Source organism: Pseudomonas triticifolii (genome assembly GCF_014358015.1).
Taxonomy (GTDB): Bacteria; Pseudomonadota; Gammaproteobacteria; order Pseudomonadales; family Pseudomonadaceae; genus Aquipseudomonas; species Aquipseudomonas triticifolii.
The window spans coordinates 508,744-523,298 of the sequence record NZ_JACONV010000002.1 but is presented as its reverse complement, the minus strand read 5'-3'; the positions used below and the strand labels follow the sequence as shown (position 1 = coordinate 523,298).

The window sequence follows — 14,555 nt, the reverse complement described above, 5'->3', positions numbered from 1 at the left end:
GAAACATCCCCGCACAGGATATGCAGCGTTACTTTTACCGCAACAATACCCACCCTGGTCGAGCGGTCAGTGCACGCTGCGATGCGAAGGCAACTGGCTCAGGCGTTCAGCCAGCCTGAGCCTTTGTATCGGATCATCGCTGAGCAGCAGGGCGTGTTGCAGGTCGAAACGTTCGGCCTGCGGGCATTCCAGCAACTGGTAAAGGCTGGCGCGAGCCATATGGTCGTTGCTGGTCGCCTGACCCAGTTCGACGATGCGGTCCGCGTCCTTGAGGGCCGCCATCAGATCATCGTTAAGCGTGTGCAGATGCCTCAGGTTGCGTGAGAGGCGCTGCAGCATGTTCACCGGCGTTGCGCGGGTCATGTGCACGGCGTGCAACTGCATGGTCGGTCCGAACTGTCGAACCAGCAGTTCGCGGCAGTCCTTGGGGTACAGTCTGCGTCCACCACAGGGATCAAGCAGATGATCAGCACCCGGGACGCGCAGCAGGAAATGCCCTGGAAAATTGACGCCTTCAAGGGTGATGTCCAGCCGCCTGGCCACTTCCATTGCCACTATTGCCAGCCCCAACGGCTGGCCCCGCCGACGTTCGATCACTTTGTGTAGCAGCGCTGAATCGGGCCGGGGAGGGTTCCAGTCATCCTGTTGAAAACCCAGGGCGCTGAGCTGTCGCAGCATCAACTGAGCGAGTTCGGCGGCGGGTGCCACGGGTAGCGCGTTGCCGATTTGATGCTGTAGATGATCCATCTCGGCCATGACGTCATGGCGAGCAAACCGGGTGTCGTGCTCCGTCGAAATCCATAACGCGGCTTCGAACACAGCGGGCGGCATACGCTGCAGGCAGGCCAGACAATGCTGACGTGGAGTCATGAACCCCTCCCTTCGAACAGGTTCGGTGAAAGCGTGTTGTCGATGATTCCTTGTAGCCCTGCCCACGTATTTCGTCCAGCGCCGCTTGTATCTGCCTGAACGGTCGATTGTTTTTCAGGGCAGCACCTATACTCGCCTAGATAAACGAACAGGGAACATTCTCAATGTTCGCGCTCATGCAACAGTCCGGTGTCGAGGCGCTGCACATGGTCAGCGACCCGCAGGTCGGATTGACCGCCGTGATTGCTATCCACAACAGCCGGATGGGACCGGCGCTGGGAGGTTGTCGCTACCTGACCTATCCAGACGAAGAGAGTGCGATAGAGGACGCCATTCGGCTGGCAAAGAGCATGAGCTACAAGGCTGCGCTTGCCGGTCTTCCGGTCGGTGGCGGCAAGACCGTGATCATTCGGCCCCCGCGGCTGGTCAGTCGCCCGGCGTTGTTCGAGTCGCTGGGGCGCTTCATCGAAACCCTCAAGGGGCGATACATCACCGCGGTCGACAGCGGAACCTCCAGCCTCGACATGGACTGCATTGCGCGCGTCACGCGCCATGTCACCAGCACCAGTGAAGAGGGCGACCCGTCGCCGAGCACAGCCAGTGGTATTTTTACCGGTATACGCGCCACTGCCATGGCCCGTTTGGGCAGCGATAACCTGGAAGGCTTGCGCGTGGCGATCCAGGGACTGGGTCATGTGGGCTATCCCTTGGCCGAACTGCTCCACGCCGCCGGGGCGGAGTTGCTGGTCAGCGATCTGGACAGCGATCGGGTGCAGCGGGCGATGGAGCAGTTCGGTGCTCATCCGGTCGCCTGTGAAGCGCTGCTGAGCTCGCCTTGCGATATTCTCGCGCCCTGTGCCCTGGGCCACGTATTGAACGGCAAGAGCGTCGCGCAATTGCGTTGCGCGGCAGTGGCCGGTGCTGCCAACAACCAGTTGAGCAGCCTGCAGGTCGCCGATCAACTGGAGGCCCGCGGGATTCTCTATGCGCCAGACTACGTCATCAACTCAGGCGGGCTGATCTACGTCACGCTCAGTCATTACGCCAAGGATCAAGACGCGATCAGCAGCCACTTGTCCCGAATCGGCGTGCGCCTGACTGAAGTCTTCGCCCATTCACAAGCTGAAAAGCGCTCGTCGGCACGTATCGCCAATGACATGGCCGAGCGATTGTTGAGGAGGTAACGCTTCGTCTGAAGAGACGTTTTCCCAGGTCAAGTCATCCGATCCGGCGAAGCCCCTCAAACGGCCTGTGGATGACTGAGCAGAGATGAGTGTCTATTTGCTCAGCGCCTTCACCAGTGCAGGCGTCACGTAATGCGGGCCGTCGAACAGATAAAGGGGATAGCCCTCATACGCAGCAAGTTGGGGTTTCAATTCGGCCGCCGTCGCTGAGCGAAAGCCGCCGCCGACCTGCGGACGAAAGGCTTCGACGATGATCCTTACGCGATGTTTGCCCAGCCGCGCGCGCAAGGCGTCAGCATAGGTACGTGCGACCGGAGCGGTGCGTGCGTAGACACCGACGCCGTCCTGGAAGAACACACCGATGTCGTCCGGCAGCCAGGTTTTCAGCCAGTCGGCGGTCGCAGCAGGACCGATGTTGGCACCGTCATAGACGCTGATCCACAACGGTCTTGGCAGTTTTGCCAACAGCGCGGGCAACTCTTTTGCACGGCTCCAGCTGGGATCGACCTCGGCCGGAAAATACCAGCCGGTGACATTGAGTGGCGTCTTGACCTTGGCCAGTTGCGCCGAAAGCGTTGCCAGTTGCTCGATGTTGTCGCGCGACAGGTTTTCGCTGAAATGCCCGGCCAGTCCCAGGATCACATCCTGTGCCCAGGGCTCTTTGCCAATCCGTGCCCAGTCTGGAAGAACCGGTACGGTGGGCAGCGTGGTACCGGGAATGAACGCCTGGTTATCCACCGCCGTCCATTGCACCAGCAGTTCCCGTGCGCCGAGCCTGTCCCAGTCGCCGCTGATGCCCACGGTCGCATTATCTGGCTGCCAGACGATCCCGACGATGTTCGAACCTTTGGACGGCAACAGCTGACCCAGCTCGCCTGTCACTATGCCGAGCACACCGACCAGCAGCGCCGCCAACGAGGTCTTGATCAAGGGCCTTCCCTGCAACAGCGACATGAGGCCCTTCAAGCATTGTCCCTCGATCCACATTGCGCCAGTGCGATCACCATGAAAAGGTCATGCGTGCGAACACGCCCTCGGCGCGATCGTCGCCGAAGACCTTCTCCCGGTACTGCACGGAAAAATCGACATAGGACTGTGGTGCCTTGTACTTGTCCTCGCGGAACCAGTAGCGCACGCCTGTGCCGACGCCCAGCCCGCCCGCACGACCGGACGAGGTGCGGTTCTGGCCGAGCGCGTCGACCTCACTGCGCATTTTCGAGTCGTAGTCCACGGCGGCGACCACATGCGGGAACACCACCAGCCTGGGGCTGATGCTGTCCAGGCGGAAACTGCGGCCGACCTGCCATTCACTGTTGAAGTAGTTGCGCTTGTCCTGCACGTATCGACCGCCTTCCAGATACAGCTGCGAGGTCCACCAACTGGGCACATCGACGCGCAGGTCGGTGCCGATGCTGGAGCCGTAGCCCAGCCGCACCAGCCAATCGCCGTCGATATTCGAACTACCGATCGGAAAGGTGCGCTCCAGCGCGCCGATCACGTTGACGCTGCTGAACGGCTTGACCCGCACCCCAAGCGCGCCCTGCAAGGCATCTGCGCCGGTGTCGGCGCTGCTTTCCTTGCTCCAGAGGGTGTCGGTCACCCGACCATACAATTCGACGAAGCGCGCGTTGCGATAGCCGAACGGCCGCCAGAACACTTCGGTGCTGTTCTGCAGGCTGTCACTGTTGCTGCCGGGTGCACCGTTCAGGCCGCTGGAGGTGCTGGCACCGCGGTACGTAGTGGTGTTGGTCACGCCCCATTCGCGGGACAGGTCCGAGACTGCGCGGCGGGTGTCGAACACCTGCTGATCGGGCATGCGCAGATCGCCGGTCTGTTGGTAATCCAGGACGCGCCGGAAATACGCGATGGCTTGCGCGTCATCGTCGTTACGCATGGCGCTGTAGGCCGCATCCTGAACCTCCTTGGGCTTGAGCCCGACCTGGCGGTCCACTCGCTTGAATTCGTTCAGCGCACCGCGATCATCGCCTGCCTGGCTGAGCATATAGGCAAGCTGGACCTCGTCACCCGGTTGCAGCTCGCCGGCATCACGGGCTTTCTGCATGCGCAGCATGGCCTCATTGGGCTGCCCCATCGCGGCGTACAGCGACGCCTGTTCGCGCAGTGGCAGGTTGCCGACGGCAAGCGCCTGGGCAAAGTCCTGCCGGGCACCCGAGGTGTCGCCCAGGCGCTGACGCATTTGCCCGCGCTGGACGAGCAAGGTCGCATCATTGCCATTGAGCGCCAGCGCTTCGGTCGCTGCAGAGCGGGCCTCGCTGAATTGCTGCTGGGCGATCAGTGCGCTGACCAGCAGTTTTCGATACGCCACTTGCTGCGGGAAACGACGCACCGCATCACGGGCTTCGCTGACCGCCGTTTCGTTGTCGCCACGGGCCAGCGCGGCATAGCCGCTGGCAGCCGTATTCTCCGCCAGCTGTTCCTGAATCGCCTGCTGGCGTCGGGTCAGCGCCGGTTGCGGGCCGACCGCCTGAGTTGCTTCATCGATGGCCACTTGAGCCTCTTCGAGCCGCTGCTGACGTTGCAGCGCTTCGATCAGCATCATGCGGTAGTCGAGGTTCTTCGGTGCCTGGGCCACGGCCTTGCGCGCATGTTGCGCCGAGCGCTCGTAGTCGCGGTTGGCGTAGGCACGCAGGGCAATATTGCCTTCCAGATAGCCAGGCTTTGGTCGCGCAGCGGGATAGCGTTGCGGATGATCGCGCCGGTCCTTGTCGCGCTCGGCCAGTGCGATCAGTTTACGTAACTGATCGGCGTCCTCGCGCTGGCGCAAGGCTTCGCGCGCCTTGGCAATGGCCAGGTCGTAATCCTTGCGGTTGTAGGCGGCGTACGCTTCGTTGGCGACGGCGTAGGCGGGGCCGGTTAATGGCAGCGGCAGGATCTGCGCCTGGCTGAACGATGAACACAGGCTCAGGCCGGTCGCCATGACCGACAGGATGAACGGGCGCTTCATAGCGGCTGCTCCGTGGGTGCGTCAGTTCGGTAGTGGTCATGCTGACGCGCCACGGCCTGCTCGATGGTTTCGCGAGGCAGCACACCGATATCGACCAGGTAATCGCCGATCCGGCCATGTATGTGGGGGCGATAGCCGAGCATGGCCTTGCTGAACACTTCGCGCTCCAGCAGCCCTTGTTCGATCAGCAGGTCGCCCAGCAGTGGTGCTGTAGCAGGCAGCGGTTGACCATCGACTGCCTGCAACAGACGCAGTTGCGCGACGATCTCGCTTTCGCGTGCGATCAACTGCACAGGCTCTGCGCCCAGTTGCTCGGTGATCTGTTGCAGCCCTTCTTCGGGAAGCGGGCTGGCAACTGCGAGTTGTTGCCGTCCCTGAATGTCGACGGCCAGGGGGACGGCGCGCCAGCGCAGACAGAACTCGTCGGCGAGCGGCGAGTCGGTAGCGCGTTTACTGGCGATGTCGAACACCCGAGGCAGGTCGCTCTGGAACGCAATGGCTTCGGCCAGGGTTTCATCGTCGAGCCAGCCGTGGCTCAACAGGATGCGACCCAGAGGCAGCTTGCGGGTTTGCTGTTCAGTCAGCGCGGTCTGCAGTTTCTCGTCGTTGATGGCTTGCCACGACAACAACACGCTGCCCAGCCGACGCGGCGCGATGGCGACCAGGTCGGTGGACGGAAAATCGTGCATGGTCTTGTCCCAGGCCAGTTTGCGATTGAGCAGCTTGCCCACCAGAAACATCCGCCAGGCCCGTGCCGCCGCCATGAAGTTGACGAAATTGCCCACCACCATGCGCGGCAACGACAGCAAACCGTGCTGCCAGCCGTAGAGAATCGTCGTGAAATAAAAGCGATGCACCATGCGCCACAGCAGCGCAATGCCGTTCGCCACCAGCAGATACTTGACGACGCCATTGGTTTCGAACGGCGTGGGGAAACTGGTGTTCCACAGCCCGCTGGCACGCAACACGATCAGCGCCACCAACTGCACCAGAATGATGTAAGCAATGATGCTGACAAACGACGTCACCACGCCCTTGCGGTCGCGAAACAACAGATAGCGGTTGGCAAGCGAGCCGCTCCAGCCCATCTGTTCCCAGCCTTGCAGGCCGATGCCCAGCGTCCAGCGAGCCTTTTGGCGAAACGCGGTACGGAAGGTGTCGGGGAAAAACTCGCGTACGCACAACGGCATTTCCAGCGTCGACTCGTACGGCTTGCGAAACCAGGATTTGCGCAGCACACGAAACTGCACCGGAAAGCGCACGAAAATCGCCTGCATGCCGTATTTCGCCAGGCGCGCGCCGACGTCGTAGTCTTCGGTCAGGCTTTCGGTGTTGAACGGCTGGTTCTGGTTTTCATCGGCCAGCACCATCAAGGCGCGACGCGAAAAACAGGTGCCTACGCCTGCGGACGGCACGGTATCGGTCATGCTTTCGCGCACCACCAGATCCTTGCCGTGCCACTCGGCGAACTCGTCCATGTAAGTGCCCGCCACCCATTCATACCAGTTGCGTTCCAGCGACACGACCGGCAACTGGATCATGTCCTTGCGCGGCAACAGGTAGTTGAACAGGCGCAATTCCAGCGGGTGCAGCACGTCTTCGCTGTCGTGCAGGATGGTGCCGGCGAACTGCACGGCATGGGTCTGCTCATACAGAAAAATCGCCTGGATCACCCAGTTCAGGCAGTCAGCCTTGCACGTGGGACCGTCGTGCGGAACCTCCACGCGGTGCAACTGCTTGTAACGACGACGCATGCGCTCCACCTCGTCGATGGTGCGCTGGTCGTTGATGTAGGTGCCGACGAAGACGACGTAGTTCTGGTAGTCGAGGGTCGACACCATGTTCTCGATCATCGGCGCAATGACGTCGTATTCCAGCCAGGCCGGGACCATGATCGCCAGCGGCTGCTCGTCGCGGGCCATGAGCTGCTCGGCGGTCAGCGGCCGGTAGCGGCGTTCTGCAGTGAACTTGCGGTACAGACGTCTGGCCCAGTACCAGACGTCGATGATCAGGTCATCGATGCTCGACACCAGAATGATCAAGCCGACGACGATGGTCGCGACTTCCAGCACGCTGTAGTAATGGGCCAGCCAGTACGGCCAATAAAGCGACGTCATTGCGGCTTCCCGTTACGAGCGGTTGCGACGGGCGCGACGGCCAGCCAGCAACAGCAGAAGGAAGACCACGACAGCGCCCGGAATCAGCCACAGCAGCGACGGTTTGCGCCATGCATCCAGACCGGTTGGTTCGTTGTCCTCGATCATCTGGCTGCCGGTCGGGTCACGGGCGTCGAACGTGACGACCGGCCCACTGTCTGCCAGCAGCGTCGCGTTGCCGCGCTCCAGCAGCAACGGACGCGTAAAGCCCGGTGCCTGTCCACCGAGGGTGCGGTAAACCATGCCATGCTGGCTGCCCGCCTCGATCACTTGCAGCGAGGCGAGGTGATTGAGCGTCTTGAGATCGAGCAGCGTCTGCTCTTTGTGATTGATCAGCAGGTGCCCGTCGTTTCCGACACTGACCGATTCGGTGCTGTCTTTGACAGGCAGCTCGAAGGCCAGAAATGCCTTCTCAGGCGTCACCGCGACGCTGACGTCGTCACTGACGCTGAGTTGCGCACGCAGCGGCGAAACGCCCGACGCGCTGGCGACACGGATAACCTGCGGCAGGCTGTCAGCCGGACGGTCCAGCCAGGTTTTGGGGATCATCACTTGAGTGCCAGCGGCGAAACGTGCCGCCATGCCGGAAAAGTCGTTGTCAGGTGTGACCTTGTCGATGACCACATGGCTGGTGGGCAATACCGAGATCGGGAACGCCTGCGGCGTTTCCAGGCACTGATTACTGACCGGTTGACGCTGAAAGGACACGCGCAAGACGTTCTGTGCGGCCAACGCATAACGCGGAATACGGGCTTCGATGCGTTCTTTGCGGCCATCGGCGTTCAGTTGCATGGCGCCGATCAGGTAGTCGTTAAGAAAGAGCGTGGCAACCGGCGGTGTGCCCGATGCACCCGGCGCTGCGGCGACGTCGATCATCGCGGTCACCGGTACACGACCGTCGTAGGCCACGCTGCCCAGCGGGAACGATGCACTCCAGTCGGTCTTGGCCAATACGTCCACGGTGCCGGGTTTGCCACCCAGTCGGGTCAGTGCCACGCGGCCGTCTTCACTGAGCGGCATGGCGGCCTCTTCGCCGATGGTCAACTGGCGAGTGAGCGCCAGCTTGTTCCAGGCAGAGCTGAACAGACCAATGGCTTTTTCGGCGGATTCAGGCTTGATCAGCAGCAGGGCACGATTGCCCAGTAACGCCAGGCTGACGTCGTTGCCGACAGACGCGGCCAGGGTTTTTTTGCCCTGACGCTCACGCCACTGGCCGAGCGCGCTGGCTGCCGAGGCGTCGAGCCCCTGAACCTGCTGCTGCAACGCGTTCAGCGAGTCGTCAATGGCCTTGAGCAGTTGTGGATCGTTGATGGCCAGATCGGCCTGCAGTGCCGGGGTCTGGCCCAGCATCAGCAACGCGCCGATTTCTGCCTGATTCTTCAGCGTGTACTGGCTCTGGCCGTCGAGGCTGGCAAACGCCGGGATCTGCTTCAGCTCGGCAGGCACACGCAGGCCGCTGAGGTCGATGCTGTCCTGCACGGCCGGAAACGGCAGAATCCTCGCCTGCTTGCCGATGCGTTCCAGTGCGACACCCAGACGCCAGGCAGCGTCATAACTGGCGCTGGACAAGGTACCGGGCGCGACCAGCAAGCCGGGTTTGCCCGGCAGCGCATTCCACGCCGCGCCGACATCCTGCAACTGGCTGGCGTCATAGCTATACGTCAGGCGAGTGTGCGGATCGATGCGCAGCACATTACCAATCGCCCGTTGGTCTTCGCAGAGGGTTTTCGAAATCACCGACGACCAGGCGATGCCCAGTCGTACCGAGCCGGTTTCCCGCGCACTTTTATCCACGCCCAACGTCGCACTGGCATTGCCTTGCTCTTCGTTGAGGCCCAACGCGCGCACCGGATAACCGTCCAGCGATAGCAGCAGCGTATTACGACCTGCTTCGCCGTTCAGGTAGCTGGCATCGAAATTCAGGGTCGCGTCGGTCAGTGCGACGTTGGCCGGGACGGGCAGGTATAACTCACGGCGCGCATCGGTGGCACTGAGAATGATCGGACGGTCGATGCCCAGTTCTCGCAGTTCAACCACGCGCTCCTGACGGGCGTCGGTGGTGATGCGGTTGATCGCCTGAGTCAACGGGCTTTCAGCAGCCAGCGCAAAGGTGGGCATCAGAGCCAGCAGGCTCATTCCGCAGGCAAGGGCGTTCAACGCGCCCGTGTTCACGGTAACGGAAGATTTCATCAGGCAGATCTCTTTGAGGCTCAAGGCCGTTGGGTCCAGGTGCGGGGCGCGCCCGCGAAAACGGTTTTACCGGCGCTCGGTCTGGACCGGGCGCCCTGAAATGTGTGCGGGGTGTTCCCAGCAGGCTGGCGGGTGTGTTCTTCGCGAGCCTTGCGTGTTTGCGCTAACGCGCCATGGCGCGCAGCGGTTCAGGCTGGATTCGTGCTTCGGGTGGCAGCACGGCCGGTTCGGAACGCCGGCGCGGCAGCTCGACGACAAACTCGGTGATCGGACGGCCCATCAGGACATCGACAATCCGCGCGCTGGCCTTGCCGTCGCCATACGGATTGGCGGCTTGCGAGGCGCTCTGCCAGAGCAGGTCGTCATCGAACAACGCGCTGACGCCCTGAATGATTGCATCCGGCTCGGTGCCAACCAGGCGTACGGTACCTGCAGCGACGGCTTCCGGGCGTTCGGTCACGTCGCGCATCACCAGCACGGGCTTGCCCAGCGACGGTGCTTCTTCCTGCACGCCGCCCGAGTCGGTCAGGATCACATGGGCGCGCTGCATCAGGCGCACAAATGACAGGTAGTCCAGCGGCTTGATCAGGTGCACGTTGGACAGATCGCCCAAGTGCTCGGAAACAGGGCCCAGTACATTGGGGTTCAGGTGCACGGGATAGACAATCTGCACATCGTTACGCAGCGCCAGCTCACGCAGGGCTTTGCAGATGTTCAGGAAACCGTCGCCGAAGTTCTCGCGACGATGACCCGTCACGAGCAACACCTTGCGCTCAGGCACCAGAAACGAGAACTGTCGGTCAAGCGCATGACGCAGTTGACGGTTGCTGTCGATTCTCTGTGCGGTCATCTGCAGTGCATCGATTACTGTATTGCCGGTCACGAAGGACACACCCTGAAGGCGCTCGCCCAGCACGTTGCGACGCGATTCGGCCGTCGGCGTGAACAGGTGATCGGAAATCAGATCGATGCAACGACGGTTCATCTCTTCCGGCCATGGCTGACGAATGTCGCCCGTGCGCAGACCAGCTTCGACGTGACCAATGGGGATGCGGCGATGAAAGGCTGACATGGCCGCGACCATGGCCGAGGTCGTGTCGCCGTGGATCAGCACTTCGTCAGGCTGCATCTCTTCCAGGATCGGGTCAATGGCGGCGTAAAGCGCGGCCGTCAGAGAGTTCAGGGTCTGGTCAGGACGCATCACGTCGAGGCTGTAGTCGGCCTTCAATTCGAACATGTCGAGCACCTGTTGCAGCATGCTCTGGTGCTGTCCGGTGATGCAGATTCGCGAGTCGATACCAGGTTCCGCAGCGAGAGCCCTGACCAAGGGCGCCATCTTGATGGCCTCCGGTCGAGTACCAAAAATGGAAAGAATTTTCCTTCTGGCGTGCTGAGTAGCCATTGATTTCCTCCCGCCCGTTAGAGGCGTCGCACAGCAGATGACCTGGGCTGAGAACAGCTCAAGCGACCAGCGATTTATTAATTTTTTTCGGGCGGGAAAAATCGAAAGGGATGGTTCGATGTTCACTTCACTGTGATGTAGCAAGAGGCCTTGTTACCCGGATTGGAGTCGATTATTAGCAGATGATATTGATAATGCCAAATTTTTTATCAAGTTTTTTACAACTTTAAAGTGTTGGGAACTTTAAGTTTAAGTGTCAGTCTGTAAAAGGTTTTATATATTTCTTTTCGGTGCTTTAGCCAATGAATGCGGGGGTTTCAGGCTAGATGATAACGTTTTGTGAACTTTTTGCAATGCAGTGTTGTATACCGCTATTGTGGTGCGCCGAGGGGCGGGTGCCGCAAAAAAACACAGCGTTTTTATTGGCGCCTGAATAATGGCATATCGCTTATCGTGTTATCGGAAAAATGGCGTTTATATAATGGCGGTGTAAGCAGAGCCGAATAACAGTCACTATAGATCGCGCGGTTCAAAGGGTCAGGCAAACCGGATCTGCTGTTAGAACACGTAGGAAACATGCGCAGTAGAGGCGTTACGCAAGGTGATTAGTTCAGCGCGGTAATGAGCAGCGGGATGTGGCAGGTTGAATATCGGCCCTTGCGAACGAAAGGGCCGTGCGTGACTGAAGTCGGTCAGGTGTCCGCTTGCTCAGCATCTGTCAGCTCGCTGAGTGCAGAGGCGTTGTTCTTGAAGGCCGCGGCGAACACAGCCCGGTTCTTGGCCATATAGATGCTTGCGTCTTCCGCGTGTTTTTCCGAAATGCCCGGTACGTTCTTGATCAGCACGTCAGTGAGCAGCTCGGCCAGCTCAAGCATCTGATCGTGTGCATCGGCAAGTTTACGGTCCACGAAAGTAGTCTCCAGATCGCGGGTACTGCGGTAAAGGGTTTCAACAGCCATTTTGGCCTCGTCGTCATATCCAGTGTGGAAGGGCTAGACCCGGGCGCTCAGCGTTTCACGCTCCGTGCCAGCGGGTGGTGCAACACAGTGATCCTGCCTGGCCAGTGGAAATGGCCATTACTGTATTTTTGTACAGTATCCAGCATAAGCCAATCAACCCCTGTCTGAACAGGTGCGATCAGATTTTTTTCGACCGGCGATGTGCCTTGCGACAACCCGTCGCGCTCTCAACCATAGCCTATGGCCCTGTTCCTGCTTTAAAAAGCATGCCACACAGCGCGTCACACGCATCCAGCACCATCCGATCCAGTCCGGATCGTTATAACGAAGGTTCAGAGGTAGAGAGTCATGGGAAACAAATGGGCAGAAAAAATGCGCCAGCGCGTTCATTCACAGGCGGAGTCGCTGGGTAACCTCTGCGTGGAGAGCTTTCATTTTCTGGCGCTGTTCGCCATCGGGGCCATCACCGCGTGGGCGTCGGTGGTGGCGTTTCTGGGCATGGTCGAGAAGGGTAACGTCACAGTCGATGACATTCTGCTGCTGTTCATCTACCTCGAACTGGGGGCGATGACGGGGATTTATTTCAAGACCAACCACATGCCGGTGCGCTTCCTGATCTACGTGGCGATCACTGCGCTGACGCGTTTGCTGATTTCGGACGTGTCGCACCATAATCCGCCAGACCTTGGCATCATCTATCTGTGTGGCGGTATCCTGTTGCTGGCGTTTGCGATTCTGGTGGTGCGCTATGCGTCGTACAAGTACCCGTCAGCCAAGATTCCAGACTCCTCAAGCCCCGTCAAAGGCGCGGTCACGGAAGAGAAGGGCGAAGTCTGAATCAGGTGCAAGCGGCATCGCAGGTGATGCCGCTTGAGGGGGGCGACGTTCAGTTGATCCAGACGCCGGCATGCCAGTGCCAGCCATCACCTGCGCGCTCCCAGTGCGGATGCACATAGCGATAGCCGGGACGTTCCACTTCCCAGTGGCCGTGGACCGGCACGTAACGTCCGCCGCTCCAGTGCCAGTAGCCGCGTGACCACACGTAGCCCTGGCGTGGGGCGGGTTCCACTTCGATGATGCGCTCAGGCGGTGGTTGTGGCGCGATGACTTCGACGTACTCATGCGGCGGTGGTCGTCGTTCATGGACGATTCGTTCCTCGACACAACCCGAAGCTACAACCAGTGATGCAATCAGTATCCCGTAACGTAAGAACATGCTGCCTCCTCGGAAATCATCCGCAGGTGAGGTAGAGCTGTGGGCGTTGCCCGTTGGCTCGAATGTCTTTGCTCAGGATTGTTGTAACAGGTTGTATCTGTACTGATGCTGAACCCGTTAACAGGGCGCAAGGCAGTGCTCGGGCCGCTGAAGGGCCATGAGCGGGTCAAGACGCTATGTGAGGATGGAAGTGAAGGCAGAGGCATCGCAGGGATGCCCTCTGAGTCAGAGCCCGGCAGCCAGGTGGGGGCGGTTGCGCAGCCAGTCCTGGTTGGACGGCGCGGGTGGCTGTTTCAAGGTTGCACCATCGGTCATGGCGGCGAGAATCTTGATCGCGCTGTCGCCTCGCTCGATGGCGATGCCGAACTGCACGCTTTCGATCAGGCGACGCAGGCGCTCAGGGTCGTTGCGTTGAGCCGCGCTGATCAAACGCTTGGCAACGACGCCGCGCTCGTTGGAAAGCGTCAGCATGATGCTGCCGTCCAGTCCTTGAATGCTCAGATTCACCCGATAGTCAGGGTGGAATGTATCCGTGATCATCTGAAAAGGATTGTCCATATCATTTACCTGCTCAATGGTTCTGCCTGGATTGACCGAGTGTTGCTCCCTTTGGTTCTCAGCCGCTGATCAGCGGTGGTGCTGCCCTAATGTAGGACAATGCATGGTTCGGGCCACTTCCCATGAGCGATGCGATGTACCCGGTGAGGTACATAAGCGACAAATTCGGCTTCTGTCAGGTTCTGCTACACGAGACCGATGTGAGCCAGGCTATTTAATTCGATGGACGGCAGCGCCGGATCCTGCGGCTGAGAGCGGAGACCGGGCTTGTGATGACCAAAGGTGTGCATCGAGCCGGTGTGGTGCGCATTATTGTGCGCATCGATCAGGTCCTGAGCTATGTCGGATCGGGTCGGATCGGGTTCGGTACAGACCACAACAAAGAAGGGCGAACCCTTGCAGGTTCGCCCTTCGTTATTAGTTGTGCAGCCTGTTCGTATGTCGAAACCGAATCAGCTCAAACGAGCAGCTTCTTTCTCCTGTTCTTTCTCCAGGAATTCCTCTTCAAGCAACGCGTCCGGGCTGACCGAATCCTCGTCCTGCTCGGCCAATACAGGCGCTGCTCCGCGCTTGCCGCGCAGTTTGCCAAACAGGTGCTCAAGAGCGTGCTCGAGTTTTACCGCCGCGCCATCCACAGCCTGATCTACCGTATCGGCCTTGTGGGAAACAGAAATAGGTTGGTGTCCTTTTGGCCGGGCTTCCATCTGGCATTTGATGTCATGCGGGCCGGGCTTGTCGCCGTTTTCATCGCGGATGTGGACTTCTACGCGAGTCAGGTATTCATCGTAATGTTCGAGCGTGCTTTCAACGGTGGTACGAACCCACTCCTCCAGTCGGATACTGCTTTCGATGTGATTATCGCTATTGACCTGGATTTGCATAGTTAATCCTTATTAGGGCTTGCTCGTGTGAGCCTGGACTGCGCGATCGCTCGCGTGTTTCGTTTGCGCTCATTCACAGTGTTGGCGGCAATGACCCAACAATTCAACCCCCAATATGGAAGAAATATTTCGCAGTAGAAAAAACAGGAATGCGTTGAACGAAAATTCCATACC

At 59.9% G+C, this 14,555-nt stretch carries 12 protein-coding genes; 2 read left to right on the top strand and 10 right to left on the bottom strand.

Annotation, left to right across the window (positions count from 1 at the left end):
- Window positions 1-66: 66 nt before the first annotated feature.
- Window positions 67-870, bottom strand: coding sequence for a SirB1 family protein (locus H8S56_RS07075; protein ID WP_187518226.1), 804 nt, complete (start codon window positions 868-870; stop codon window positions 67-69).
- 164 nt (window positions 871-1,034) lie between these two features.
- Here H8S56_RS07075 and H8S56_RS07070 point away from each other — a divergent pair, with 164 nt between their 5' ends.
- Window positions 1,035-2,054 carry a Leu/Phe/Val dehydrogenase gene (locus tag H8S56_RS07070; RefSeq protein WP_187518225.1) on the top strand — a complete coding sequence of 340 codons (1,020 nt, stop codon included), beginning with the start codon at window positions 1,035-1,037 and terminating at the stop codon, window positions 2,052-2,054.
- Between the two features lie 93 nt (window positions 2,055-2,147).
- Here H8S56_RS07070 and H8S56_RS07065 read toward each other — a convergent pair whose 3' ends face one another.
- The 6 genes from H8S56_RS07065 to H8S56_RS07040 all read right to left on the bottom strand — a co-directional run bounded on the left by H8S56_RS07065 (window position 2,148) and on the right by H8S56_RS07040 (window position 11,726).
- On the bottom strand, window positions 2,148-3,020 hold the full coding sequence (locus H8S56_RS07065; RefSeq protein ID WP_024688626.1) for an alpha-amylase family protein: 873 nt from the start codon (window positions 3,018-3,020) through the stop codon (window positions 2,148-2,150).
- 34 nt (window positions 3,021-3,054) lie between these two features.
- The gene (locus H8S56_RS07060) at window positions 3,055-5,019 is read right to left on the bottom strand and encodes a bacteriophage N4 adsorption protein A (RefSeq protein WP_187518224.1); all 1,965 of its coding nucleotides are present in this window, start codon (window positions 5,017-5,019) and stop codon (window positions 3,055-3,057) included.
- Complete coding sequence (locus tag H8S56_RS07055; RefSeq protein WP_187518223.1) at window positions 5,016-7,136, bottom strand: glycosyl transferase family protein; 2,121 nt, start codon at window positions 7,134-7,136, stop codon at window positions 5,016-5,018. Before H8S56_RS07055 ends, H8S56_RS07060 begins: the two co-directional genes overlap by 4 nt.
- Window positions 7,137-7,148: 12 nt before the next feature.
- Window positions 7,149-9,365: a cellulose biosynthesis cyclic di-GMP-binding regulatory protein BcsB gene (locus H8S56_RS07050; protein ID WP_187518222.1), complete on the bottom strand. Its 2,217-nt coding sequence runs from the start codon at window positions 9,363-9,365 to the stop codon at window positions 7,149-7,151.
- 163 nt (window positions 9,366-9,528) lie between these two features.
- Window positions 9,529-10,767, bottom strand: coding sequence for a non-hydrolyzing UDP-N-acetylglucosamine 2-epimerase (gene wecB, locus H8S56_RS07045; RefSeq protein WP_187518221.1), 1,239 nt, complete (start codon window positions 10,765-10,767; stop codon window positions 9,529-9,531).
- 692 nt (window positions 10,768-11,459) lie between these two features.
- Entirely contained in the window at window positions 11,460-11,726 is a 267-nt protein-coding gene (locus tag H8S56_RS07040; protein WP_187518220.1) for a YebG family protein, read from the bottom strand.
- A 348-nt stretch (window positions 11,727-12,074) separates the two neighbouring features.
- Between H8S56_RS07040 and H8S56_RS07035 the strand changes: the two genes are divergently transcribed.
- Window positions 12,075-12,563 (top strand): phosphate-starvation-inducible protein PsiE, encoded by a 489-nt coding sequence (locus H8S56_RS07035; protein ID WP_024688620.1) that lies wholly within the window; start codon window positions 12,075-12,077, stop codon window positions 12,561-12,563.
- Between the two features lie 49 nt (window positions 12,564-12,612).
- On the opposite strand, the gene H8S56_RS07030 is transcribed toward H8S56_RS07035, so the two are convergent.
- From H8S56_RS07030 to H8S56_RS07020, 3 genes are all read right to left on the bottom strand, one after another.
- Window positions 12,613-12,942 (bottom strand): YXWGXW repeat-containing protein, encoded by a 330-nt coding sequence (locus H8S56_RS07030; RefSeq protein WP_024688619.1) that lies wholly within the window; start codon window positions 12,940-12,942, stop codon window positions 12,613-12,615.
- Between the two features lie 225 nt (window positions 12,943-13,167).
- Entirely contained in the window at window positions 13,168-13,500 is a 333-nt protein-coding gene (locus tag H8S56_RS07025) for a DUF3509 domain-containing protein (RefSeq protein ID WP_024688618.1), read from the bottom strand.
- A gap of 452 nt (window positions 13,501-13,952) precedes the next feature.
- Window positions 13,953-14,381 (bottom strand): HPF/RaiA family ribosome-associated protein, encoded by a 429-nt coding sequence (locus H8S56_RS07020; RefSeq protein ID WP_024688617.1) that lies wholly within the window; start codon window positions 14,379-14,381, stop codon window positions 13,953-13,955.
- Window positions 14,382-14,555: the final 174 nt, after the last annotated feature.